The sequence below is a fragment of the Caballeronia sp. SL1002 genome (assembly GCF_057814995.1).
On the sequence record NZ_JBYMUW010000002.1, the window covers coordinates 922,241 to 946,295 of the forward strand.

The 24,055-nt window shown below is 63.8% G+C and carries 25 protein-coding genes; 15 read left to right on the forward strand and 10 right to left on the reverse strand.

The annotated features are described in order from the left end of the window. Nucleotides 1-43 precede the first annotated feature (43 nt). From rnr to rpiA, 5 genes are all read left to right on the forward strand, one after another. Nucleotides 44-2,524: a ribonuclease R gene (gene rnr, locus AC3D25_RS07190; RefSeq protein ID WP_488887739.1), complete on the forward strand. Its 2,481-nt coding sequence runs from the start codon at nucleotides 44-46 to the stop codon at nucleotides 2,522-2,524. Nucleotides 2,525-2,630: 106 nt separating this feature from the next. Next, nucleotides 2,631-3,374 carry a 23S rRNA (guanosine(2251)-2'-O)-methyltransferase RlmB gene (rlmB, locus tag AC3D25_RS07195; RefSeq protein WP_488887740.1) on the forward strand — a complete coding sequence of 248 codons (744 nt, stop codon included), beginning with the start codon at nucleotides 2,631-2,633 and terminating at the stop codon, nucleotides 3,372-3,374. Between the two features lie 15 nt (nucleotides 3,375-3,389). Further along, entirely contained in the window at nucleotides 3,390-4,199 is an 810-nt protein-coding gene (locus AC3D25_RS07200; RefSeq protein ID WP_488889626.1) for an N-acetylmuramoyl-L-alanine amidase, read from the forward strand. A gap of 13 nt (nucleotides 4,200-4,212) precedes the next feature. After that, complete coding sequence (locus AC3D25_RS07205; RefSeq protein WP_488887741.1) at nucleotides 4,213-4,614, forward strand: SirB2 family protein; 402 nt, start codon at nucleotides 4,213-4,215, stop codon at nucleotides 4,612-4,614. A 68-nt stretch (nucleotides 4,615-4,682) separates the two neighbouring features. Next, nucleotides 4,683-5,378 carry a ribose-5-phosphate isomerase RpiA gene (rpiA, locus tag AC3D25_RS07210; RefSeq protein ID WP_488887742.1) on the forward strand — a complete coding sequence of 232 codons (696 nt, stop codon included), beginning with the start codon at nucleotides 4,683-4,685 and terminating at the stop codon, nucleotides 5,376-5,378. 88 nt (nucleotides 5,379-5,466) lie between these two features. On the opposite strand, the gene AC3D25_RS07215 is transcribed toward rpiA, so the two are convergent. After that, on the reverse strand, nucleotides 5,467-6,090 hold the full coding sequence (locus AC3D25_RS07215; protein WP_488887743.1) for a PadR family transcriptional regulator: 624 nt from the start codon (nucleotides 6,088-6,090) through the stop codon (nucleotides 5,467-5,469). A 206-nt stretch (nucleotides 6,091-6,296) separates the two neighbouring features. On the opposite strand from AC3D25_RS07215, the gene AC3D25_RS07220 reads away from it, so the two are divergent. Continuing rightward, complete coding sequence (locus AC3D25_RS07220) at nucleotides 6,297-6,533, forward strand: hypothetical protein (RefSeq protein WP_488887744.1); 237 nt, start codon at nucleotides 6,297-6,299, stop codon at nucleotides 6,531-6,533. A gap of 178 nt (nucleotides 6,534-6,711) precedes the next feature. On the opposite strand, the gene AC3D25_RS07225 is transcribed toward AC3D25_RS07220, so the two are convergent. Continuing rightward, nucleotides 6,712-7,452 carry a Crp/Fnr family transcriptional regulator gene (locus AC3D25_RS07225; protein WP_488887745.1) on the reverse strand — a complete coding sequence of 247 codons (741 nt, stop codon included), beginning with the start codon at nucleotides 7,450-7,452 and terminating at the stop codon, nucleotides 6,712-6,714. 828 nt (nucleotides 7,453-8,280) lie between these two features. Then, nucleotides 8,281-9,312 (reverse strand): DUF1839 family protein, encoded by a 1,032-nt coding sequence (locus AC3D25_RS07230; protein WP_488887746.1) that lies wholly within the window; start codon nucleotides 9,310-9,312, stop codon nucleotides 8,281-8,283. Nucleotides 9,313-9,631: 319 nt separating this feature from the next. Here AC3D25_RS07230 and AC3D25_RS07235 point away from each other — a divergent pair, with 319 nt between their 5' ends. From AC3D25_RS07235 to lepB, 5 genes are all read left to right on the forward strand, one after another. Continuing rightward, entirely contained in the window at nucleotides 9,632-10,186 is a 555-nt protein-coding gene (locus tag AC3D25_RS07235; protein ID WP_488887747.1) for a GNAT family N-acetyltransferase, read from the forward strand. Nucleotides 10,187-10,196: 10 nt separating this feature from the next. Further along, on the forward strand, nucleotides 10,197-11,372 hold the full coding sequence (locus AC3D25_RS07240; RefSeq protein WP_488887748.1) for a glycosyltransferase: 1,176 nt from the start codon (nucleotides 10,197-10,199) through the stop codon (nucleotides 11,370-11,372). 552 nt (nucleotides 11,373-11,924) lie between these two features. Continuing rightward, complete coding sequence (locus AC3D25_RS07245; protein WP_488887749.1) at nucleotides 11,925-12,683, forward strand: FadR/GntR family transcriptional regulator; 759 nt, start codon at nucleotides 11,925-11,927, stop codon at nucleotides 12,681-12,683. Nucleotides 12,684-12,883: 200 nt separating this feature from the next. Beyond that, nucleotides 12,884-13,864, forward strand: a complete 981-nt coding sequence (locus tag AC3D25_RS07250) for a Gfo/Idh/MocA family protein (RefSeq protein ID WP_488887750.1) — start codon at nucleotides 12,884-12,886, stop codon at nucleotides 13,862-13,864. A gap of 653 nt (nucleotides 13,865-14,517) precedes the next feature. After that, nucleotides 14,518-15,219 (forward strand): signal peptidase I, encoded by a 702-nt coding sequence (gene lepB, locus AC3D25_RS07255; RefSeq protein ID WP_488887751.1) that lies wholly within the window; start codon nucleotides 14,518-14,520, stop codon nucleotides 15,217-15,219. A 65-nt stretch (nucleotides 15,220-15,284) separates the two neighbouring features. On the opposite strand, the gene AC3D25_RS07260 is transcribed toward lepB, so the two are convergent. The 6 genes from AC3D25_RS07260 to AC3D25_RS07285 all read right to left on the reverse strand — a co-directional run bounded on the left by AC3D25_RS07260 (nucleotide 15,285) and on the right by AC3D25_RS07285 (nucleotide 20,451). After that, nucleotides 15,285-15,944 carry an amino acid ABC transporter permease gene (locus tag AC3D25_RS07260; RefSeq protein ID WP_488887752.1) on the reverse strand — a complete coding sequence of 220 codons (660 nt, stop codon included), beginning with the start codon at nucleotides 15,942-15,944 and terminating at the stop codon, nucleotides 15,285-15,287. A gap of 128 nt (nucleotides 15,945-16,072) precedes the next feature. Continuing rightward, nucleotides 16,073-16,864 (reverse strand): cystine ABC transporter substrate-binding protein, encoded by a 792-nt coding sequence (locus AC3D25_RS07265; RefSeq protein WP_488887753.1) that lies wholly within the window; start codon nucleotides 16,862-16,864, stop codon nucleotides 16,073-16,075. 99 nt (nucleotides 16,865-16,963) lie between these two features. Then, nucleotides 16,964-17,986, reverse strand: a complete 1,023-nt coding sequence (locus tag AC3D25_RS07270) for a quinone-dependent dihydroorotate dehydrogenase (protein WP_488887754.1) — start codon at nucleotides 17,984-17,986, stop codon at nucleotides 16,964-16,966. Between the two features lie 224 nt (nucleotides 17,987-18,210). After that, entirely contained in the window at nucleotides 18,211-19,035 is an 825-nt protein-coding gene (locus tag AC3D25_RS07275; protein WP_488887755.1) for an arginyltransferase, read from the reverse strand. Between the two features lie 104 nt (nucleotides 19,036-19,139). Beyond that, complete coding sequence (gene aat, locus AC3D25_RS07280) at nucleotides 19,140-19,880, reverse strand: leucyl/phenylalanyl-tRNA--protein transferase (protein ID WP_488887756.1); 741 nt, start codon at nucleotides 19,878-19,880, stop codon at nucleotides 19,140-19,142. A gap of 25 nt (nucleotides 19,881-19,905) precedes the next feature. Further along, a complete protein-coding gene (locus AC3D25_RS07285) occupies nucleotides 19,906-20,451 on the reverse strand; it encodes an NUDIX hydrolase (protein WP_488887757.1) in 546 nt (181 codons plus the stop codon). A gap of 234 nt (nucleotides 20,452-20,685) precedes the next feature. Between AC3D25_RS07285 and AC3D25_RS07290 the strand changes: the two genes are divergently transcribed. From AC3D25_RS07290 to moaE, 3 genes are read left to right on the forward strand one after another with little or no spacing between them, the layout of a single operon-like run. Next, nucleotides 20,686-21,927 carry a molybdopterin molybdotransferase MoeA gene (locus tag AC3D25_RS07290; RefSeq protein ID WP_488889627.1) on the forward strand — a complete coding sequence of 414 codons (1,242 nt, stop codon included), beginning with the start codon at nucleotides 20,686-20,688 and terminating at the stop codon, nucleotides 21,925-21,927. 45 nt (nucleotides 21,928-21,972) lie between these two features. Next, nucleotides 21,973-22,230, forward strand: coding sequence for a molybdopterin converting factor subunit 1 (gene moaD, locus AC3D25_RS07295; RefSeq protein ID WP_488887758.1), 258 nt, complete (start codon nucleotides 21,973-21,975; stop codon nucleotides 22,228-22,230). A gap of 1 nt (nucleotide 22,231) precedes the next feature. After that, nucleotides 22,232-22,702 carry a molybdopterin synthase catalytic subunit MoaE gene (gene moaE / locus AC3D25_RS07300; RefSeq protein ID WP_488887759.1) on the forward strand — a complete coding sequence of 157 codons (471 nt, stop codon included), beginning with the start codon at nucleotides 22,232-22,234 and terminating at the stop codon, nucleotides 22,700-22,702. Here moaE and AC3D25_RS07305 read toward each other — a convergent pair. Then, nucleotides 22,699-23,253, reverse strand: coding sequence for a group III truncated hemoglobin (locus AC3D25_RS07305; protein ID WP_488887760.1), 555 nt, complete (start codon nucleotides 23,251-23,253; stop codon nucleotides 22,699-22,701). The genes moaE and AC3D25_RS07305 overlap by 4 nt on opposite strands. Before the next feature lie 213 nt (nucleotides 23,254-23,466). On the opposite strand from AC3D25_RS07305, the gene AC3D25_RS07310 reads away from it, so the two are divergent. Further along, nucleotides 23,467-23,982: an Rrf2 family transcriptional regulator gene (locus AC3D25_RS07310; RefSeq protein ID WP_488887761.1), complete on the forward strand. Its 516-nt coding sequence runs from the start codon at nucleotides 23,467-23,469 to the stop codon at nucleotides 23,980-23,982. Nucleotides 23,983-24,055 lie beyond the last annotated feature (73 nt).

The window sequence follows — 24,055 nt, forward strand, 5'->3', positions numbered from 1 at the left end:
TCCGCGACGTCCATTCCAACGAGAAGAAATCATCGATAAGCCCTTGAGCAAATATCCCTATCCGATTCCGAGCCGCGAAGAAATTCTCGGCGCGTTGCGCACGAGCGAAACGCCGCTCGCCGCGAACGACATCGCCGAAGCGCTGTCGATCAAGCGCCAGGAGCGCGAAGGATTTTTCAAGCGACTGGCGGCAATGGAGCGCGACGGGCAAGTCCGCCTCGACAAGCGCGGCTATTACCAGCTCACGCATCCGTCGAACTTCGTCGCGGGCCGCGTGCAGGGTCATCGCGACGGTTTCGGCTTCCTGATCCGCGATGACGGACAAGACGATCTCTTCCTCCCGAACGGCGAAATGCAGAAGGTCATGCACAACGACCGCGTGCTCGCGCGGATCGTCGGCTATGACCGGCGCGGGCGGCCGGAAGGCCATATCGTCGAGGTCACGGATCGCGCGAACAAACGCATCATCGGGCGGCTCATCAACGAGAACGGCGCGCTGATTCTCGTGCCCGAAGACAAGCGCATCGGCCACGACATCCTGATTACGCAGAACGCGAAAAAGGCGAAGGTCGGGCAGGTCGTCTCGGCGGAACTGACCGATTTCCCGAGCCGCCATTCGCAGCCGCTTGGCCGCGTGGTGGAAGTGATCGGCGATATCGACGATCCGGGCATGGAAATCGAAATCGCGGTGCGCAAATACGGTGTGCCGCACGAGTTCAGCGACGGCGCGCTCAACGCGGCGTCGAAGCTGCCGGACGAAGTGCGTCCGATCGATATCCGCCATCGCGTGGATTTGCGCGACGTGCCGCTCGTCACCATCGACGGCGAAGACGCGCGCGACTTCGACGACGCCGTCTATTGCGAACCGATGACCGTCGGCCGCGGCGCGGGCTTCCGCCTGCTCGTCGCGATTGCGGACGTCTCGCATTACGTGCGCCCGAACGAGCCGCTCGACGTCGATGCGCTCGACCGCAGCACGTCCGTGTATTTCCCGCGCCGCGTGATTCCGATGCTGCCGGAGAAACTGTCGAACGGTTTGTGCTCGCTCAATCCTCAAGTGGACCGCTGCGTGCTCGTGTGCGACATGGTCATCACGTCGCGCGGCGAGATCAAGGCGTATCAGTTTTATCCCGGCGTGATGCACTCGGCGGCGCGGCTGACCTACACGGAAGTCGCGGCGGTCCTGACCAACACGAAGGGTCCGGAAGCGGCGAAGCGTGCGGAGTTGCTGCCGCAATTGCAGAATCTGTACGGCGTCTACAAGTCGCTGCACGCGGCGCGGCAAAAGCGCGGCGCGATCGATTTCGATACGACCGAAACGTATATCGTCTGCAACGCGCAGGGCAAGATCGAGCAGATCGTGCCGCGTCATCGCAACGACGCGCACCGGTTGATCGAGGAATGCATGCTCGCGGCGAATGTCTGCGCGGCCGATTTCCTCAAGCGCAACAAGCATCCCGGGCTGTATCGCGTACACGCCGGACCGACGCCCGAGAAGCTCGAAAACTTGCGCGCTTTCCTGCGTGGCGTCGGGTTGACGCTGACCGGCGGCGAGAAGCCGCACGCGAGCGACTACGCGGCGCTGATGGCGCAGGTGCGCGACCGGCCGGACGCGCAAATGCTGCAATCGATGGTGCTGCGCTCGATGCAGCAAGCCGTCTACAGCCCGGACAACATCGGTCACTTCGGGCTGGCTTACGAGGCCTACGCGCACTTCACGAGCCCGATCCGCCGCTATCCCGACCTGCTCACGCACCGCGCGATCTACGCGATCCTGCAGGGCAAGAAGTATCAGCCGGACGTCGGTCATCACGTTTCGCTGAGCACGGGTTTGACGAAAGCCGCGCGCGAAATGCAGAAATCCGATGACGAATCGCGCGGCCGTTCGCGCAACAACGTTGCGATCTGGGAAGAACTCGGCCTGCATTGTTCGTCGAATGAACGCCGTGCGGACGAAGCGTCGCGCGATGTCGAAGCGTGGCTTAAGTGCTATTTCATGCGCGACAAGCTCGGCGAGGAATACGGCGGCATGGTGAACGGCGTGACGTCGTTCGGGATCTTCGTGCAGCTCGATTCGCTGTTTATCGAAGGGCTCGTGCACGTGACGGAACTCGGCTCGGACTACTTCCAGTACGACGAGATCAAGAACGAACTGCGCGGCGAGCGTACCGGCATCCGGTACCGGATGTCGGACCGGGTGCGCGTGCAGGTGAGCCGCGTCGATCTCGATTCGCGCAAGATCGATTTCCGGCTCGTGCGCGATACGCCGGTCAAGCCGCCTTCGGGCCGTCCGGCAGCGGCAGCGGCGGCGGAACACGCAGGCAATGGCGTGGCGGCGGGTCCGCGCGTGCGCTCGTTTGCCGCCGAGGAAGGCAGCAGCGTCAATAGCCGCCGTCGCGATCGCAGCAAGAAAGCGGCGGCGCCGTTGCCGCCGACCGTCGCGAAAGACGCCGTGGTTGCGCGCAAGCGCGGTGCGTCGCCGAAAGCCGCGGCGAAAAGTCATCCGGCGCGAAAGAAGCGTTGAAGCTCTAGCGAGCCTCAATCCAGCGCTGTTGTAAAAAAGAGGCGCGGCCCGATGCGTAGAACGCTTCGGGCCGCGTTTTAGTTTTCTTATTAAGGTTCGACACGTCATGTCACGTCTCAAGGTTCTTTATGGTTTTCACGCGGTAACGGCGCGCCTGCGCGCGGACGCATCCACGATCGAAGAGGTGCTGTACGACCCGACGCGCAAGGATCGCCGCATGACGGATTTCCTGCGCAGCGCGAAGGAAGCGGGCGTGCGCCTGATCGCCGCCGACGAATCGCGCCTCTGGGGCCTCGCGGGCAACGTCGGGCATCAGGGCGTCGTTGCGCGCGCGAACGACATGCCGCTTGCGCAGAATCTGGCCGAACTGCTCGACGGCGTTTCCGGCACGCCGCTTCTGCTCGTGCTCGACGGCGTGACCGATCCGCATAATCTCGGCGCGTGCCTGCGCGTCGCGGATGCCGCCGGCGCGCACGCGGTAATCGCGCCGCGCGACCGTTCGGCGGGACTCAACGCGACGGCCGCGAAGGTGGCGAGCGGCGCGGCGGAAACCGTGCCGTACATTACCGTGACCAATCTGGCGCGCGCGCTGCGCGAACTGAAGGACGCGGGCGTGTGGGTGATCGGGACGTCGGGCGACGCCACGGCAGGTCTTTACGAAACGAAGCTCGACGGGCCGGTGGCGATCGTGGTGGGCGCGGAAGGCGAGGGCATGCGCCGTCTGACCGGCGAAACCTGCGACGAAATCATGAAGATTCCGATGGCGGGCAGTGTCGAAAGTCTGAACGTGTCGGTCGCGAGCGGGATTTGTCTTTTTGAAGCCGTGCGGCAGCGGTCGGTGAAGAAATAAGTGCGTCGGGTTGTTATCTGCGCGCTCGCGTGCGCGTTGCTTGGCGCGTGCGCGAGCACTTCAATCGATCGCGGCACGTATATCGCCGACACGCGTTATCACGCGAAAAATGCCGATTCGCGCGTGCGGTTTCTCGTGATGCACTACACGGAAATCGACGAGGCGCAGTCGCTCGACGTGCTGACGACCCAGGGCGTGAGCTCGCACTACGTCGTGCCGGATGCGCCCGCGCTCGAACACGGCGAGCCGGTCGTGTATCAACTGGTGCCGGAATCGCAGCGCGCGTGGCACGCGGGCCAAAGCGAATGGCAGGGCACGACGGAACTGAACGCAGCGTCGATCGGGATCGAGAACGTGAATCTCGGACCGGTCGAAACGCCTGCGGGCCGTGCCTGGCAGCCGTATCCGCCCGCGCAGGTCGCGGCGCTCGTGCGGCTCGCGAAGGATATCGTTACGCGCTACAACATTCCGCCGACGCGCGTGGTCGGCCATAGCGACATCGCGCCGCATCGCAAGATCGATCCGGGTCCGCTTTTTCCGTGGCGCACGCTGTACGAGGCGGGCGTCGGTGCGTGGCCGGATGCGGGCGACGTCGCGCGCCATCTGGCGGGTCGCGATCCGAAAGCGCCCGCCGATGTCCTCGCGTTGCAGCAGAAGCTGCGCCGCTACGGTTACGACGTTGCAAGCGACGGCGTGCTCGACGACAAAACACGCCGCGTCTTCGCGGCGTTCCAGATGCATTTCCGTCCGGCCGATTACGCGGGCGATGCGGACGCCGAAAGCGACGCCATCGCCGCCGCGCTGCTGGATAAATACTTCCCATGAGAGCGCACCAACCATGAGCGAACTCTTCCTGCCGCTGCGGGCAGTACACATGTCGTGCGCGGCGCTCAGCATTCTCGGCTTCGCGCTGCGCTGGGTCTGGATGCTGCGCGACTCGCCGATGCTGCAAAACCGCGCGGTGAAAGTGCTCCCGCATCTCGTCGATACGCTGTTGCTCTTGTCGGCAATCGCGCTGGTCGGCGTGATCGGATTCGGGCCGAATGCGAACTGGCTGTCGGTGAAAATCGCGGCGCTCGTGCTTTATGTCGTGCTCGGCACCTTCGCGATCAAGCGCGGGCGGACCAAAACGGCGCGCTTCGGGTTCGGCGTGCTCGCTATCCTGACGTTCGCGTTCATCGCGTCGGTCGCGCGCACGCACGATCCGCTCGGCTTTTTGAACGCGATCGCCCGCATTTGAATGCGCGCGCACGCGCCGGCACATTCAGCACGTTAAAATCGCGTTTTCTCTCTCGCTGTCCTCATTCCATGACTCAAGACGAATTGAAGCAACTGGTTGGCCGTGCTGCCGCCGACTTCGTGAACGCGACCGTGCCGGAAGGCGCGGTGATCGGCGTCGGCACCGGCTCGACGGCGAATTGCTTTATCGACGAAATCGCTAAGTCGAAGGCGCGTTATCGCGGCGCGGTGTCGAGTTCGCTCGCCACGACCGCGCGGCTCGAAGCGCTCGGTTTCCAGATTTTCGATCTGAGCGATATCGAGTCGTTGCCGGTCTACGTCGATGGCGCCGACGAAATCGACCCGAGCGGCGCGATGATCAAGGGCGGCGGCGGAGCGCTCACGCGCGAGAAGATCGTGGCGTCGGTGTCCGATGTCTTCGTGTGTATCGTCGATGCAAGCAAGCGCGTGGACGTGATGGGCGCCTTCCCGCTGCCGGTCGAGGTCGTACCGATGGCGCGCACGGCGATCGGCCGGCGCGTGACCGCGATGGGCGGCGTGCCGATCGTGCGCGTGTCGAAGGATGGCGCGCCGTTCATCACCGACAACGGCAACGAGATCATCGACGTGAAGGGCCTGAAGATCGACGATCCGCGCGCGCTCGAAGCCGAGATCAATGCATGGCCGGGCGTCGTGACGGTGGGTTTGTTCGCCGCGCGCGGGGCGAATCTGTGTTTGCTCGGCACGCCGGACGGCGTCGAACGGATCGATTTCACGGCGCACTGAAAGCGCGCTGGTACTACATGACAAAAACGCGGACGGCATCGAGCCTTCCGCGTTTTTTATTGGATGCGCGCCATGGGAGGCGGCCGTTTCACCGCAGTTCGTCGATTTCCTGCGTGGCGCGCGCGAGAATCTCGCGAATCTGCTTGATGCGCGCGGCGTCGAGATCGCCAGTGCGTACCCGCTCGATCACCGCGCCCTTGAGCCGGTGAAACGCTTCACGAAGCTCGGAGGAGCGCGCACGGTCGCCAAATCGTGGATCGCGCGCGGCGTCTTCGCTGGGATCGCCGTGCATGCCGTGGCCGCCGTGCATCCCGTGCCGGCCCCGCACGTGATCCGCGCCGGCGAGCCGGGCGTTGATCGCGTCGATAAAACCCTGATTCTCGGCGAGATGCGCGCGGCCTTCTTCCGTGATCGTGTAGCGCTTCTTGTTGCCTTCGCTTGCTTCGACCGTGACGAAACCCTGATCTTCGAGCAGCGAAAGCGTCGGGTACACGACGCCCGGGCTCGGACTGTACAGGCCGCCGAAGCGGGTTTCGAGCGCCTTGATGACGTCGTAGCCGTGACGCGGCGACGCGCCGACCAGTTCCAGGATCACCAGGCGTAAATGTCCCGATTCGAACAGCCGGCGGCGCGGCCCGCGCCCGCCGTGGCCGCGCTCGGGCGCACCGGCGGCGGCTTCGAAAAATGCTCTTCTTCCGTGTCTTCCAAACATGATGATCGTTCCTTGAGAGTTGTTAAGATGTATCTTAGCAAAGATATATCTTTATGCAAGGCCCGATCGATGCTCGATGTTTAGGGATACCTTTCTAAGAGTGCGCGCGCGAACGCCCGGTAACATGCTGTCCGCGTTAAAACTGACAGGCGCTTACACGTCCGAGCGCTTATCGTCGCAATACCCTTTGTTGAGAATCGCCTGCGATGCAACCCGATCTCCGTCACGTCCTCGATACCGCTTACGAGCGCATGCGTCGCATGGATCCTTCGCCCACGGCGTTCGCGGGCAACTACGCGCTCTGTCTCGGCATCATCATGGGCGGCGAAACCTGCTCGGGGATGTCGACGGACGAGGCGGCGGTCGAGCGCGCCCACCTCGCCATGCTCGCGGCGATGTACGAGATCCAGCTCGGCGCGCGCAGCGATCTGGGCGATCGATAACGCGAATAAAAGACAGTAAAGACAAAAGGCCCGGCGGTGTGACCGCCGGGCCTTTCGTGTTTTGATGGCTTGTAATTGGCTTTTTTACTGCTTGTGCTGCTTGGTCGCCGTTCTTGTTGCTCCCTCAGGTCTCTCGCCGCTAAATTGCCCGGTTCCCGGTGCTGCCGGTACTGAATCCTTAAGACGAGTGCGCGGCCTCGGCAGTCCGCATGCGCGGCAGCAGGCGATCGAATTCGCGCTTGACCAGCCCGTAGCATTCGCAGGCGCGGGCTTCGAGTCCGGCGCGGTCGACCACCTTGATACAGCCGCGGCTGTGGTGAATCAGGCCCGCGTCATGGAGCTTTCCCGCGGCTTCCGTGACCCCCTCGCGACGCACGCCCAGCATGTCCGCGATCAATTGCTGCGTCACCTGAAGTTCGTTCGACGCCGTGCGGTCGATTTCGATCAGCAGCCAGCGGCAAAGCTGCTTGTTCAGAGAATGATGACGATTACATGCGGCGGTTTGCGCGACTTGTGTCAGGAGTGCTTGCATATAAAGCAGCATCAGGCGGCGCAGGAAATCCGAGCGTCCGAACTGCTCACGCAGCGCCTGAGCGCTCATGCGATAAGCGAAGCCGGGACACTGAACCTGCACACGCGTCGGCATGGTTTCGCCGCCGGTCAGCACCGGCACGCCGGTCATGCCTTCGCGGCCGACCGCCGCAATTTCGACGGAGCCGCCGTCTTCCATCGTGTGAAGCAGCGAGATGATCGCCGTGGTCGGGAAATAAACGTGGTGAATGCGTTGGCCGGAGTCGCAGAGAAGCTGTTCGGTGCGCAACTGGACGAGTTCGAGATGCGGAGTCAATGCTTGCCATTCGTGCGCGGGCAGCGCGCCCAAAAGGTGGTTGCCGTGCAGGTCGGACTGAAGGGTCAGCATGGTTGGTTCTCTCGTAACTTCGCGCATTGCGCTTCACTTTTTTTCCAGCCCGGCACGTGCAGGAAAGAGTATCGACCGGCTCCATCCTTCAACGATTCCAGACTAGCCCCGTAGCAGTTTCGCCGCGCCGTGTATTCGATTTCTTTTAAGCGGTGCGTCGCGTGCTGCGAGTCCTGTTTAGCGAGGAACGTGCCAATCGGACGAATCTCAATACCACCATGGATGTTCTGTTTTAGCGCGGTCGCGCACGTTGTGCGACGTAGCAAATATGTTTCAGTCCTGAACATCGCGGCCCGCAAAGCCGCAATGCGCCGCGACGGGGCATTCGGGGTTTCGTCTGCGCAATGCCTTGCTGGTGGCCCTTCCACCTTTTGTCCATCTTACTGTGGATGGGGCGCGCGCGGGTGCCGGACCGTCCGAGTGGCCTTTGGTAGTGAGATTGAAAAATGATTCATTCCTGTTCCATCGGATGCGTGCGTTATCGAACGTTGTTGTGGATTATGGCGACTTGACAGCGAGCATCGCCCTTGCGACACAAGCCTATCAAGGAGCAGGACGGTTTAAAGCATGCTTCCCACGATTCGGGGCGCTTGCGCGGAAACGTTGCGTGGCGCGCACGAGACGCGTTGACGCACGCGATAAGCACGATTGGCGTGCGTCGCCGTGCGCACCGACGCGCCGCACAAGCGCAGTGCGTCTTTCGCCCGGCAGCGTGCAGCGATGAAACGCAAACGTTTGCGCTCAAGCGTTTTTGAAAGCGCCGGGTTAATCGTAGGGTTAATGTAGGGTCAATCGTATGAACGGACGGGCGGTACCGTCCGTCGTGAGTCAGCAAACGAGCCTGCTGAGCACCGGCACGACTTCGTCGTAGGCTTCTTCGAGCGTGTCGAAACATTCGTCGCAGAGATCGCGCCGCTTACGCGACAACGAACGCGCGAGACGGTATTGCAGCACCATCGCTTCACTCGCGATCCGATGCGCCGCCGCCGGAATGGCGAGCGGAATATCGAAGCCGTGCTTGCGCATCCAGCGCAAGTACTGCGCCATCAGTTCGAAGTTCGCGCCGAGTTGCTGCGTGACGTCGGCGGCGTAGCGGCGAAAGTAGGTGTCGTCGCGATCGAGCAGCGTGTCGAGATGCGCCGGAAACGCCGCGCGCCACTGCGTGACCGGGTTGTGCTCGGGACGCCGCAGCAGATGCGCGCACAGCGCGTCGGCGGCGGCGTCGGCGAGCGCCGTGCCGCGCAACGGCGCGTGTACGCGTTTGACCAATTCGGCGTGCGGGGCGAAATCGGCGTCCGGACCCGGCGGCTCGGTGCGATGCAGAACGGCGTCGTAATCTTCGCCGTCGAGCGCGTGGTAGCCCGCGTGATCGAAATAACCGAGCCGCCGCGAATCGTGCGCGAGATGGTCGACGGCGATGGTCGTTTTCACATGCTCGCGCCGGTAAGCGGCCGGGTGCGACTCCGGCAGATGAAACGCATCCGCCTCGATCAGCACGATATTCGCGCGCCGCGTCTGCGTGCCGACGTGCGTTTCAAGCGAATCGTGCAGCGCGAGCGGCTGGACGCGCAGCCCGAACAGCGCCTCCAGATCTTCGCGCGCAAACGCGACGGGCGTGAACTGGTCGCCTTCGAAGTCCTGCATCACGGTGGGGCCGAGCGCCGCGCGCGGATCGTGGCCGCGTCCGTGCAGCAATTCGATCCACATATCGACCGACGCATTCGTTTCCTGCCACACGTGCTCGCCGCGATGCAGCGCGTGCGGCTGATGGCGGCGCATCCGCGTGCTGAGCGGATCGAGTTTGATAACACGCGCCCGGGCGGGCTCGTCGCCCGTCACGGGAGGATGCGGCGAGCTCATGCGCGAATCCGGTGAAATACGGGTCGCGCGCGATCGAACGCATGACTGATTTTGCATGCGTGCGGCGCGTGCGTGCCCCCGGCTCCCGTGCCGATATTCATGCGTGTGTCCCTCGAAGGAAAGTGATGGCGCTCTGTGGCGCGTGGTGCCGGTTTGCGGCTTTAAAGCGAGTAGGCGCGGGCACTTCGCCGCGTGCGTTCGGTTGCCCCCATTTAACGGATTCGGGACGTCAAGCGTCGGTGCGATGCCGCACGGAAACGGCCGGGTGCGCCACGTACCTTATGAGCGACGGAACGGCAGCCTTGGGGAGACCATAAAAATGCACTGGAAAGCGCTCGATTTCGAGCAACTCACGACGCGCGAGCTGTACGTGATCCTGCGGGCGCGCAGCGCGGTATTCGTCGTCGAGCAGTTGCATATTCATCTCGATCCCGATGGCCGCGACGAAACCGGTGTGCACGTTTTCGCGACCGAAGACATGACGCGGCCGATGCCGGTGCTGGCGTATGCGCGCATCAGCGAATGTATCGGCGAAGCGGACGTGCAGGTGGATCGCATCCTGACGAGCCCGCAACGACGCACCGACGGCACGGCCGAGGCGTTGATCGAACGCGTGCTCACGGTGGCGGCGGAACGCTGGCCGGGACGCGGCGTGCGGCTGTGCGCGCCGGTCGCGGAGCGCGTGTTCTTCGAAGGGTTCGGTTTTCGCAAGGCGAGCGGCCCGTTTCTGGAACACGGCGTCGTATCGATCGGTCTTGCGCGCAAAAGCCGGCCGCAGCGTCGCGAGGAACTGAAGGCCGGATTGCGGGCCGAACTGGGTCGTCATCAGCCGGTGTATCCGTCGCCGTTCCAGCCTCGCACGGGTCCGCGTTGACGCGCCGATCATGAGAATCGTCCACCTCGCAAATCACGCGCAACCGGTCGGCAACGGCGCGGTGAACCTGATGGTCGATCTCGCGTGCCTGCAGGCGCGCGCGGGGCACGATGTCGTCGTGGCGTCGGCGGGCGGCGGTTTCGAGCCGCTTCTGCGCCGCCACGGCATCACGCATGTGCTGCTTCAGCAGTCGCGCCAGCCATGGCGCGTTCCGGCGATGATCGCGGGCTTCGCACGGCTGATCGAACGTTTCGATCCGGATGTCGTCCACGCACACATGATGACCGGCGCGCTGATTTCGCGCTTCGCCAGCATGCAGCGCCGCTTCGCGCTCGTGACGACGATGCGCCACGCGATGCGCACCGGCGCGTCGCTCGTGAGAAGCGGCGAGCGCATGGTGGCGGTGAGCCACGCGGTCGCACGTGCGCTTGTCGAGCATGGCGCGCCGCGCGAGCGCATCAGCGTGGTGCTGAACGGCGCGATCGGCTCGCCGCGTCTCGCGTGCCGGCCGTTGCTGAAACCGCCCGTCAAGCCGTGGCCGCTGCTGCATCCGAACGTGGTGTGCGTTGCGGGAATGTTTCGCCGCAAGGGCATCGCGGACTTGCTGCACGCGTTTGCGCAAGTCCGCGATGCGCACGCGGCGCTCGCGAGACACGAGCCGGGTTTCGCGCAGAAGCCGCAGTTGTATCTCGTGGGCGACGGGCCGGATCGGGAAGAAATGGTGGCGCTTGCCGCGCAACTCGGTGTGGCGCATGCGGTGCATTTTGTCGGCTTCGTGCCGGATCCGCGTCCGTATCTGATGGAGGCCGACGTGTTCGCGCTGCCGTCGCACGAGGCGCCGTGTCCGCTGGCTTTGAGCGAGGCGCGCGAGGCGGGCTGCGCGATCGTCGCGACGCGGGTGGGCGGCATTCCCGAATTGCTCGACGACGGCGAGGCGGGCGTGCTCGTGCCGCCGGACGATCCGCCGCAGCTCGCGGCGAAGCTGCACTGGCTGTTGATCGATAGTGGCGCGCGCGATGCGCTTCGCTCGCGCGCCCGGCAAAATCTCGCGGCGTTGTCGGCGGATCGCGCGTGCGCCGGATATCTCGCGGTGTACGAACAAGCGATCGCCGAGCGTGCGACGCGGCTCGGCAGGCAGGCGGCGTATGCCGCGCGGCGTGCGCGCACGACCGACCCGGTGCTGTAAAAGCAGCTTTAGAGCGCTTTATAAAACGCGCGTTTAAAAATCCATCGGGATATCGAAGCGACGCGCGAAGCGACGCGATTTGGTTCAGACAAAAATCCGATGCAGCGCCGGGAGCGTTCGAATACGCACAGATGCGACATTAGATGCTTGTTCAAATGGGCGAACCGGTTCGAATCTCGAAACGGTGCGGCGCTGCATAACGCCCTTCAGGAACAACATGATCGTGGGCTCCCAGGAGAAACGGGTCGGTTTGCCGGCATTCGTCGGACGAGTGCGGCGTTATGCGATCGCGCGTGCCGAGCCTCCGGATTCGCAGTTGGCACTTAATACAGCGTACTAATTAAAAATCGATGTGCGGGCGTCGAACCGTCAGAGGGAATACCCTGTCAGGAGTTTCCCAACTGGCGTTCGGTGCATTCAAGAAGCAACGTATCGAGCACGATGAATGCAAAGTCGGGCAATCGTCGTGTCCCGCGAAGGGCTTGGGGAAGCTTAAGTGGGCGATGCGCGAGTTGCATGAGGCGAAGCTCAAGGCGCAAGGGGAGAAGCGTGATGGATGAGAACAAAGAGCGATCACTAGTGGCAAAAGTGATGGATGGGCTCGTGTCGGGTATCGTCGAACAGAAATACGGCGCGATTCTGCCGCCGCAGGACATCTTGTCCAAAGAATTCGACGTGAGCCGCACCGTGATGCGCGAGGCGCTCAGCATGCTGCTTGCACGGCACATGCTCGACGTGCGCCCAAAGACAGGGACACGTATCAGGCCGATGAGCGACTGGCGGTTGATCGACGAAGACGTCGTAAGCTGGCGTTTTCGCGCAAAGCCGGATCAAATTTTTCTCCGCGATGTAATCGAATTCCGGATGCTGATCGAACCGCGCGCCGCTGCATTGGCTGCTGCGCGGGCCACGCCGGATGCCGTCGCGGGCATTCGCGATGCGTTCGATGCGCTCGCGCAAGTCTCGTTTGGCGAGCCGGGTTATCAGGGTGCGGACGAAGCGCTGCATACGCGGATCGTCGCGGCGAGCGGCAATCAGTTCTTCCAGCAAATGACGGCGATCGTGCGCGGCGCGTTGGTGACGGTGAGTCCTATCGTCGATGGAATCGAGTCGGTGCGTGAGGCGACACTCGCCGCGCAACGTCGCGTGGTCGAGGCGATCGAGGCGAAGGACGCTTCCGGCGCCGAGCGTGCGATGCGCGCGCTGATCGATCTGGCGGCGGAAGAAGTGGGCCGTGCGTTTTCGCTCGAACGCAGTGAGGAAGACAACGGCGAGAAGCCGCCCGCGGTCGATGCGCCAGCGGGCGCTTGAGACTTAAGCAAGCAGACTCAAGCTCGCAGCAAGAAGCCACTGCGCCTCGCGGCTCAGTGGCTTTTTTCGCGTTGGGTTCGCGCTGTATGCGCGCCTGTACGCCGCTTTGATCGGCTAAGCTTTCGGTCTTTGCGCGCGGCGCTGGCGTTCGATCGCACTCTCGCCGCGCGAACATGACCGACACAAGGAGAAGCCTTTCGATGAGCCAAGACACCACGATCCGCTGGGGCATTGTCGGCGCGGGCCGGATTGCGCGGCGATTCGCGCAGAGTCTCGCGCATGTCCCGGGCACGACGCTCGCGGGCGTCTGGTCGCGCCGCGCGGAATCGACCGAAACTTTCGCGCGCGAATTCTCGACGCGCGGCGTCGACAGTTTCGACGCGTTGCTCGGCGAGATCGACGCGCTGTATATCGCGACGATGCAGGACAGCCACGCGGAATACGCGTTGCGCGCGTTCGCGGCGGGCCGCGCCGTGCTCTGCGAGAAACCGGCGGCGGTGAATGCGCGCGTGTTGCAGCGGATGATCGACGCGGCGCGGGCGTCGAAGTGTCTGTTCATGGAGGCGATGAAACCGCCGTTTTATCCGCTCTACACGCAGCTTCGCGCGCATCTCGCGGCCGATCCGATCGGTGAAATCGGACTCGTGCGCGCCGGTTGCTCGATGGCGAACGTGCCCGAGACGCATCCGTCGTTCTCGCTGGACATGGGCGGCGGCGCGCTGCTCGATATCGGCATCTACGAAGCGTTTCTCGCCGTCGACTGGCTGGGCGAGGCGCTCGACGTGCAGACCATCGGCCGGCTTGGCACGACCGGCGTCGACACGTTCGCGAGCCTGAACGTGCGCCACGAACGCGGGATAGCGCAGCTTTTCTGCGGCATGGACCTGCAGGGACGCGGCGACGCGCTGCTCGCCGGCACGGGCGGCACCGTGACGATCCACGAGAACTGGTGGAATCCGGCGCGCGCGACGGTTACGTATCTCGACGGCCGCACGGTCGAACTCGACGCGCCGTTTCACGGCGGCGGCCTCAACTACGAGACCGCGCATTTCTGCGACCTGTTGCGCGCGGGCGAGATCGAAAGTCCGGTAATGCCGCACGTCATGTCGATGCGTATGATCGCGATCATGGATGCCGCGCGGCGGGATCTCGGGCTGCGGTTTCCGTTCGAAACGGAGTAGGGGGGGTGGGGTGCTGGCGCCCTTGCTTTTGTTTGCCTGCGCTTTCTGGGAACTTGCTTTCGTGTCGGTCTATTAGCTCTGCCCCTGTCCGGGGCGGGACTTACTTTCTTTGCTGCTGCAAAGAAAGTAAGCAAAGAAAGCAGCTTATCCATCTAAGTGTCCAACACACATAACCTCGCGGATAGGCGCGCAGGCTGATTCGACTATCTCGCAGTCATTGGTATTGGTACAGCGCCTGTCAGCTCCGTCCTTGCTGCGCTCGGACGACGGGCATATCTGAAAACCGTTGGTTGGTCGGTTTGGTTTCTTCGGTTATGCCTTACCGGCGGCACTTTGTGCCTGTCGGGATGGATGAGCGGTTCCACTCTGTTTTGTGGTGCGATGGCCGAATCGGCTTGCGTACCACTCCGGGTTACGATTCGTGGTGGACACTTAGACGGTCACGCTGCTTTCTTTGCTTACTTTCTTTGCAGCAGCAAAGAAAGTGAGTCCCGCCCCGGACAGGGGCAGAGCTAATAAACGCACACGAATGCAAGTTCACAAGAAGCGCAGGCAAACAAAACCAGGGCGCCAGCAATCCCCCCGACTAGTTCGTTAAGCATTATTTAAGCGCACTAGGCTATCCTTCGGCCCTTTCAGCAATCTATCTCGTCATGCGCCATCTGCCGCATATCCTGTCCGCCAACAAGGGCTTGCTCGCGTTTCTCGCGCTGATGGTGCTATTTCGCAGCGCAATCGCCGACTGGAACGTCGTGCCGAGCGGCTCGATGCTGCCGACCATCCGCCTCGGCGACCGCATTCTCGTCGACAAGATGGCCTACGACCTACGCCTGCCGCTCACGCATATCGCGATCGTGCGTCTCGGCGATCCGCAGCGCGGCGATATCGTCACCGTGGATTCGAAGGCGGCGAAGGAGTTGATCGTCAAGCGACTGATCGGCTTGCCGGGCGACACCGTGGAAATGCGCGACAACGTGCTGTATCTGAACGGACGGCAAGCGGATTACGCCAACGTCTCGGTGACGGGCGTGGAGGGCGACGGTGCGTCGCCGGGCGAATATCTGAGTGAAAAGCTGCAGGGCGGCATGGTGCGCGCGTCGCATGTCGTGCGCCTTTCCGTCTTCGCGCCGAGCCCGCGCCGCTCGTTCGGGCCGGTGACGGTGCCGCCGGGCGAATATCTGCTGCTGGGCGACAACCGCGACGACAGCGCCGATTCGCGTTACTTCGGCTTTTTTCGCCGCGACGAATTGATGGGCCGCACGCGCCGCGTCGCGTATTCGCTCGATCCCGAGCGTCATTTCCTGCCGCGTCTCGACCGCTTCGGCATCGCGCTCGATGCGCACGCGAAAAAGTAGAATCTCGACCGCAAACTATAAAAAAGCCGCTGAAAAAGCGGCTTTTTAGCATCTGCACGAAGCGTTCAATGCCGACCCGGCAACGCGAGCCGCCGTTCAAAACGGCGCTGCACGAATTCGAGCACGCTGCACAGCACCCAGTACACCGCCGCCGCCGCAAGATAAAGCGGCAAGGGCTGATAGGTCGCCGCGATCACTTCCTGCGCGCTGCGCAGCAACTCCGTCACGGTGATGACCGAAACGAGCGACGTGTCCTTGATCAGGCTGATCAGACTGTTCGACAGGCTCGGCACCGCGATGCGCAGCGCCTGCGGGCCGATCACGTATCGGAGCGTCTGCGTGCGCGAGAGGCCGAGGCTATAGGCCGCGAGCCACTGGCCGTTGTGAATGCCGAGAATCGCGCCGCGCATGCTCTCCGACAAATACGCCGCAACGTTCGCAGACAGCGCGATCACGCCCGCGGGAGTCGGGTCGAGTGAGATGTTCAGGCTCGGCAGCCCGTAATAGATCACGAAAATCTGCACGAGCAGCGGCGTGCCGCGCATCACGCTGACATAAACCCGGCCGATCCCGACAAGCGCGCGGCTGCGGCTGATGCCCATCAGCGCCAGCACGACGCCTGCGATCAACCCGAAGAACATCGAGTAGACCGCGAACTTGATGGTCAAGAGCGCGCCTTGCGCGAGAACGGGAGCGGATTGGACGAGCAGGGATGTCGTGGACATGGAGGTGAGAAAAGGCTGGCGGCTAGTCGCGGCGCGAAAGCGCACATGATACCGGGCGCGCAAAAGAGAAGGGCGGCATCGTGCGCGATGCCGCCCCGTTCACGCTTTCATCGGTGAAAAGCAGCGTGTTACTTGATCGGGCGCGTCACGTCGATACCGAACCATTTTTCGGAAATCTTCTTGAACGTGCCGTCCTGTTCGAGTTGCGCCATGGCGTCGTCGATGGCTTTCTGGAACTTCGGATTGCCCTTCTTGAACGGAATGCCCGACGGGTTGCCCGCGCCCACATTTGCGCCCGTGCGCAGCGGCAATTGCGAGTTCTTCATCAGATACGCGAGCATCAGACGGTCGTTCAGCGCCGCATCGAGCCGGCCGGCCGCGAGATCGCGCAGATATTCCGGCGCGCCCGGATACGTCTTCACGTCGATACCGGCCACGGCCTTCGCCATGTCCATGTAGTTGGTGCCGAGACCGACGCCGAGCTTCTTGCCTTTGAGATCGTCGAGCGACTTGAAATCGCGCTTGTCGTCTTTGCGCTGGATCAGTTGCGCGGCCGAGTACGTGTAGGCAGGCGAGAAATCGAGCGTCTGCTTGCGGGCGTCCGTGATGCCGACCTGATTCACGATCACGTCGAACTTGTTCGCCTGCAGCCCCGCGATGATCCCGCTCCATTCCGTCGTGACGAACTCCGGCTTCACGCCAAGCTTGGCCGCGACTGCCTTGGCGATATCGACGTCGAAGCCGACCAGATCGCCCTGCGGCGTCTTCGAATTGAACGGCGGGAAGGTGCCTTCCAGCCCGATGCGCAGCGTGCCGCGCTGTTTGACGGAGTCGAGCAGGTCTTCCGCGTGCGCCGCCGCCGACAGCGACGCGCCGATCAGGCCAACAGCCAGCAGCTTCTTCAACAGGGTCATTTTCATCGTGTTCTTTGCCTCTTGGTGTGGAGCGTGTGGGTTGAAAGTGGCGCGATGATAGTGAAAAAGCAATCGTCCACTAAATATCGTTTGTTTATTTCTATATTACTGGAGCGCTTCGACGCACTCCGTCACGAGCGACGGCCCGCGATAGATCAGGCCGGTATAAAGCTGCACGAGCGAAGCGCCCGCCGCGAGTTTCGCGCGCGCGTCGTCGCCCGTGAAAATGCCGCCGACGCCGATGATCGGCACTTCCATTCCCAATTCCGCGCGCAGTTTGCGGATCACCGCGTTCGATGCCTCGAAAACGGGGCGGCCCGACAATCCGCCGGCTTCGTCGCCATTCGGCATGCCGGTTACGGCGGTGCGCGAGAGCGTGGTATTGGTCGCGATCACGCCGTCGATGCGGTGGCGCAGCAGCGTGCCGGCGATTTCCTTGATCTGTTCGTCGTCGAGATCGGGCGCGATTTTCAGCGCGAGCGGGACCATCTTGCCGTGCATGTCCGACAGGCGCTGCTGCTTGTCCTTCAGCGCGCCGAGCAGCGCGTCGAGTTCGTTGCCGCCTTGCAGCGCGCGCAGATTCTTCGTGTTCGGCGATGAAATGTTGATCGTCACGTAGCTCGCGAACGGATACACGCGTTCGAGGCAATACAGATAATCCTCGGCGGCGCGCTCGATCGGCGTATCGGCGTTCTTGCCGATATTCAGCCCGAGCGTGCCGCGAAAGCGCGCTGCCTGGACGTTCGCGACGAACTGATCGACGCCGCCGTTGTTGAAACCCATCCGGTTGATCAGCGCGCCGGCTTCCGGCAGCCGGAACATGCGCGGGCGCGGATTGCCCGGCTGCGCGCGCGGCGTCACCGTCCCGACTTCGATAAACCCGAAGCCGAGCGCGGCGAGACCGTCGATCGACGCGCCGTCTTTGTCCAATCCGGCGGCGAGGCCGACCGGATTACGGAACGTCAGCCCCATGACGGTGCGCGGCGATTCGGGCACGCGCTTCGCCAGCATGCCCGCGAGACCGGTGCGGCCGGCCGCGCCGAGCATCCGCAAGGTCAGGTGATGGGCATCTTCCGCGTCCATCCGGAAAAGTTGGGCGCGGGCAAGCGGGTAGAGAGAGCTGAACACGAAGGGAGAGGCCGGGCGGCTAAAATTGAGACGCGCTATTTTAGCGGGTTTGCGCCGGTGGGTTCGGGCGGCGGTTTGGTGGCGGTTTGGGCGGCGGTTTGGCAGCGTATTTGGGCTGTGGTCTTAGCGGCAGTGAGTGGCGAGTTCGCCGCCGCCTCGGAACGACTCCGGGGCGACCGGAGCGGCGAGTTCAGCGGTGCCTTTCGGGCAGGGAACGACCGCGCTCAGAAATCGCGCGGCGCGATGGTTTTCCCCGGCATCGGCGGCGTGCCGGCCGAATCGGTCGTGAGGGGATCGAGCAGCGACCAGCGGCCATCCACTAGTCCTTCGAGCGGCCGGAAATTCGCCTTGTAGGCCATTTTTTCGCTCGCGCGGATCCAGTAGCCGAGATACACGTAAGGCAGATCGAGGCTGCGCGCCTGTTCGATTTGCCAAAGAATGTTGTAAGTGCCGAAGCTCGCGTGCGTCACGTCCGGATCGAAGAATGTGTACACCGACGAAAGCCCGTCGCCGAGAATATCGATCATGCTGATCATCCGCAGCACGCCCGGCAGTTCGGGGCGCGCGGGATCGGCGGGTTCGCGGAATTCGACCAGCCGCGAATTGATCCGGCTTTGCAGCAGAAACTGTTCGTACTGGTCGCGGCTGTCGCGGTCCATGCCGCCGCCCGCATGCCGCGCCGATTGATAGCGCATGTAGAGCGCGTAATGCTCTTCGTCGTAATGGAGCGGCGCAACACTCGCGATCAGCTCGCCGTGCAGCTTCGCCACGCGCCGCTGCGTCCGGTTCGGCCCGAACCGTTCGACCGGCAAACGCACCGGCACGCACGCGCGGCAACCGTCGCAATACGGGCGATACGTGAAGACGCCCGAACGCCGGAAGCCCGCTTTCACGAGTTCGGTGTAGACGTCGGAGTTGATCAGGTGGCTCGGCGTGGCGACTTGCGAGCGCGCCACATGCCCTTCCAGATAACTGCAAGGGTAAGGCGCCGTTGCATAGAATTGCAGCGCGGAAAGCGGTGAAAGCGGCAGCTCGTTGGGATGCGTCACGTTGGCGGCTCTCGGGAATCGTCTTGTCTCTATCGGGCGCCGGGCGGCAGCAGCGCCGCGCGGACGAACACCGGTTCTCGAAACCGCATCGGGCGTGGCCAGGCTCAGGCGTCAGAGCGCGCGAGCGTGTCGGTGAGCGCGGATTTGTCGAAAAGCCAGGGAATCGGCGGCTCTCCGACGGTTCGCCGCACGTGGGCGACGAACGCGCGCCGCGCGATCTCCCGCCCGCCCAGCGACGCCAGATGCGACGTGTTCTGCTGGCAGTCTATCATCTCTATTTTATGGTGGCGCAAGTGTCCGACGAGTGTCGCGAGCGCGATTTTCGATGCATCGGTGCGGTGCGCGAACATCGACTCGCCGTAGAACATGCGCCCGTAGGACACGCCGTACAGGCCGCCGACGCGCTCGCCGTCGAACCACGTTTCCACGCTGTGCGCCGCGCCCGCGCGATGCAGCGAACTGTACGCATCGACGATATCCGACGTGATCCACGTGCCGCGCTGGCCGTCGCGCAGCGTGGTGGCGCAGGCGCGCATGACGCCGGCGAAATCGTGATCGACGCGCACTTCCCAGCGCGGATCGCGCAACACGCGCTTGAGCGTCTTGCGCAGCGACTCGGACACCTTGAACTCATCTGGCACCAGCACCATGCGCGGGTCCGGACTCCACCAGAGCACCGGCTGGCCGTCGGAATACCACGGAAAAATACCGCGCTGATAAGCGTCGATCAACCGCGCCGGCAGCAAGTCCGCGCTCGCGGCGAGCAAGCCGGGCGCGCCGCTCGCCGCCCCGAGCGCGCGCTCGACGGGCGGAAACGGGTCGTCTGAGGCGAGCCACGGAACCATGTTCGATGTACCGGACGCGAGCGGCTCAGCCGTCGCGCAGCGTGCGGAAGATATCGCCCGTGTGCAGCGTGAAATTGCCGGCGGCGCGGTCGGCAAAGAAAAAGCGCAGAGTCTGGCCGACGGTCGGGAACGCGATTTCATCCCACGGAATTTCGTGCTCTTCGAACAGTTTCACTTCGAGACTTTCCTCGCCCGCGTCGAGATCGAGATCGAGCAGCCGCGCGAGATAGAACAGATGCACCTGATGCACGTGCGGCACGTTCAGCAGCGAAAAGAGGCTCTGGATCTCGACCCGCGCGCCGGCTTCTTCCAGCGTCTCGCGCGACGCGCCTTCGCTGGTCGTCTCGTCCATTTCCATGAAACCGGCGGGCAGGGTCCAGTAGCCGTAGCGCGGTTCGATCGCGCGGCGGCAGAGCAGCACTTTGTCGTCCCAGACCGGCACGGTCCCGACGACGTTGCGCGGATTCTGATAGTGGACCGTGCCACAGTTGCCGCACACGTAGCGTTCGCGGTTGTCGCCGGGCGGGATGCTCAGGCTGACTTCGTGGGCGCAGACGGAACAGAATTTCATAGGGGAAGAGTCTGAAAGTGTGCTGCGAGTGTATCACCGAGGTCGGGCCGCGCGGCGGCATGGCGAAGCACGCGATGCGGTGCCGTGTTGCCCCGCTCGTTGCCCGCTTGTTGCCCGCTTCTTGCCCGCCTCCTGCTACCTTCTGGCTACAATAGTTGTCTCGTCCGCGACATAACAATCGAGCCCATGCCATCTTCATCCGCCGATAATTCCTCGCCAGCCAAGCGTCCGCCGATGCTCGCCACCGCCGACGCGCTCGCCGCGCTGCTCGCCGACGCGCGGCGGGTTGGGGGAAGGGCGGGCGTGGAAACCATCGCCACGCTCGACGCGTCCGGCCGGATTCTCGCCGCCGACGTCGTCTCGCCGCTCGACGTCCCGCCGATGCGAACCAGTTCCATGGACGGCTACGCGATGCGCGCCGCCGATCTGGCCGCGGCGTCGGAAGCCGCGCCCGTCGCAATGCGGGTGTCGCAGCGCGTGCCCGCCGGACAGCCCGCCGAGCCGCTCGAAGCGGGCACGGCGGCGCGCGTGTTCACGGGCGCGACCGTGCCGCCGGGCGCGGACACGGTCGTGATGCAGGAAATGGCGCGGGTCGCCGACGACGGCGCGGTCCAGTTTGCGCAACCGCCGAATCCGGACGAGTGGATCACGCAGCAGGGCGCGGATATCCGGCGCGGCGCGGTGATTCTCGCCGCCGGCACGCGACTCGACCCGCAGGCGCTCGGGCTGGCGGCATCGGTCGGCTGCGCGACGCTCGACGTCGTGCGCCGGGTTCGCGTGGCCGTGTTTTTCACCGGCGACGAACTCACGATGCCCGGCGAGCCGCTGCGTCCCGGCGCGATCTACAACTCCAACCGCTTCACACTGCGTGCGCTGCTCGCGAAACTCGGCTGCGACGTGACCGATTACGGCATCGTCCCGGACCGGCTCGACGCCACGCGCGAAACCTTGCGCCGCGCCGCCCGCGAGCACGACCTGATCCTCACGTGCGGCGGCGTGTCCGTAGGCGAGGAAGATCACGTCAAGCCCGCCGTCGAAGCGGAAGGCCACATATCGATGTGGCAAATCGCGATGAAGCCGGGCAAGCCGCTCGCGTTCGGCGCGGTGCGTCGCGAGGCGGCGGATGAAGGCGGCGAGGCTTATTTCATTGGCTTGCCGGGCAATCCGGTGTCGAGTTTCTGCACCTTCTTGCTGTTCGTGCGGCCGTTTATCCTGCGGATCGCGGGCGTCGATGCCGTCCAACCGCGTGTCTATCCGATGCGCGCCGACTTCACGCAGAAAAAGGGCGATCGCCGCAACGAGTTCCTGCGCGCGCGCCTGAACGACGCGGGCGGGCTCGACGTGTTCGAGAATCAGAGTTCGGCTGTGCTCACTTCAACCGTCTGGGGCGATGGGTTGATCGACAATCCGCCGGATCACGCCATCCAGCGCGGCGAGATCGTGCGTTTTATTCCGTTTTCCGAACTGATGCGCTAAAGAAGCGCGCTCATTCAGGCCGTGTGCCTTGGGAAGTCACGCAACATGAAAGTGGAATTGAGATTTTTTGCCAGCGTGCGCGAAGCGCTCGGCGTGGCGCAGGAAAGCGTCGATGTGCCCGACGGTATCGCCAACGTGGGCGACGTGCGCGGCTGGCTGCGCGCGCGCGGCGGCGTCTGGGCCGAGGCGCTCGCGGAAGGCCGCGCGCTGCGCATGGCCTGCAATCACGAAATGACCGATGCGTCGCGACGCATCACGGAAGGCTGCGAAGTCGCGTTCTTCCCGCCGGTGACGGGCGGCTGACATGACCATCGTGCGCGTGCAGGAAGCCGATTTCGACCTCGGCGCGGAAGTGGCCGCGTTCCGCGCGGGTAATCCGAAAGTGGGCGCGGTCGCGTGTTTCGTCGGGACGGTGCGCGATCTGAACGAGGGCAGCGCCGTCGAGGCGATGGAACTGGAACACTATCCGGGCATGACCGAAAAGGCGCTCGCCGCGATCGCCGATCAAGCCCGCACGCGCTGGGCGGGATGCGACGTGCTGATCGTGCATCGAGTGGGCAAGTTGATGCCGCTCGACCAGATCGTGCTGGTCGCCACGACGTCGATGCATCGCGCGGACGCGTTCGAATCGTGCGCGTTCGTGATGGATTATCTGAAAACGCAGGCGCCGTTCTGGAAAAAGGAAAAGACCGCGGTGGGCGAGCGCTGGGTTGACGCCCGCGAAGCCGACGACTCCGCGCTCGCGCGCTGGGGCGTCGCTGGCCGCAACGTCTAATTTTCCTGCGTACCACGTCCCACGAATTTCGCCGGAAACGGCTCGCCCGTGTCGCGCGCGGGCGGTGATTCGTCGTCGCGGCCGGTGCGCAGGCGTTTGAGCGCCTGAAGCAGCGCCTGCTGATCGGCGGGGATCGCGTAATCCCAGCCGAATTTGCTCAACTGAAGACTTTGCGCGATCCGCAGCGCCGGTTCCATGAACTGCACGGCGGCGGCCGGCTCAAAGCGCGCCTCGACGGTATCGAGGAACAGCGTGAGCCAGCGCGCGAAATGCTCGGGCGCGATATCGTCGATCGGGCGGTGCGCCTCTTGCACGTTGCCGCGATATTGCTTCGAACCGAGCACAAGGCTCGACCAGAATCCCGTCATGGTTTCAAGATGCGCGTCCCAGCGACCGGCGAGCTTGCTCGAGAAGATCGGGCCGAGCAGCGGGTCGTCGTCCACGCGACGATAAAACGCGTGGACGAGCGCGCGCACGTTGGCTTCGTCGGGAAGCGCGGCGCGCGGCGGATGGTCGGTGTTTGCCGCGACGGTGCCGGAAGGGTGGTTCATCGGAATTCGATTCAGTGGACGGCGATTGTTGCGCAGATTGCCGCACGGCCGTCCGGATTACAGGGAAAGCATGACGACTGCCCTTGATCTGAAGGACAATGACGCCGTTATCCATCTTAAGACAAACGTCAGGCCGGCGCCGGCGTGGCGTCGTTTGGCCGCATTGCCGCGGCTCTTCCCTTTTTCGATACGCTGACGCGCGTGCATTGATCCATGCGACTCACCGACTACTCCGATTACTCGTTACGCGTCATGCTCTTTCTGGCCGTCCGGCCAGACGGGCTGACCACGATCCAGGAAATCGCCAACGCCTACGGCATCTCCAAAAATCATTTGATGAAAGTGGTGCAGCGGCTCGGCGAACTGGGCTGGGTCGAAACCGTTCGCGGACGAAACGGCGGCTTGCGCCTCAACGCGCGTTCCGGCGCGCTGACCGTCGGCGAGGTGGTGCGGCGCACCGAGAACGATTTTTCGATCGTCGGTTGCTTCGCCGATGAAACCGAGCCGCACCGGCATTGCGTGATCCAGTCGCACTGCCGCCTGAAAGGCGTGTTCGCGGCCGCGCGCGATGCGTTTCTCGCGGAACTCGACCGTCACACGGTGGCCGAACTCGCGCATCCGGCGGGCGAACTCGCCGGATTGCTCGGGATCGTGCGAGTCGCGCGCCTTGAACGCGCCATGCCGCCGACCGCGCTCGCAACCAACCGCGCCACCGTCGCGAGTTCCTGAGAACGGCGAAGAAGCCGGTCTTATCCCGGCTTATGAATGGCATTTGTCGAAAAAGCCAAAAAAATGCGTATCG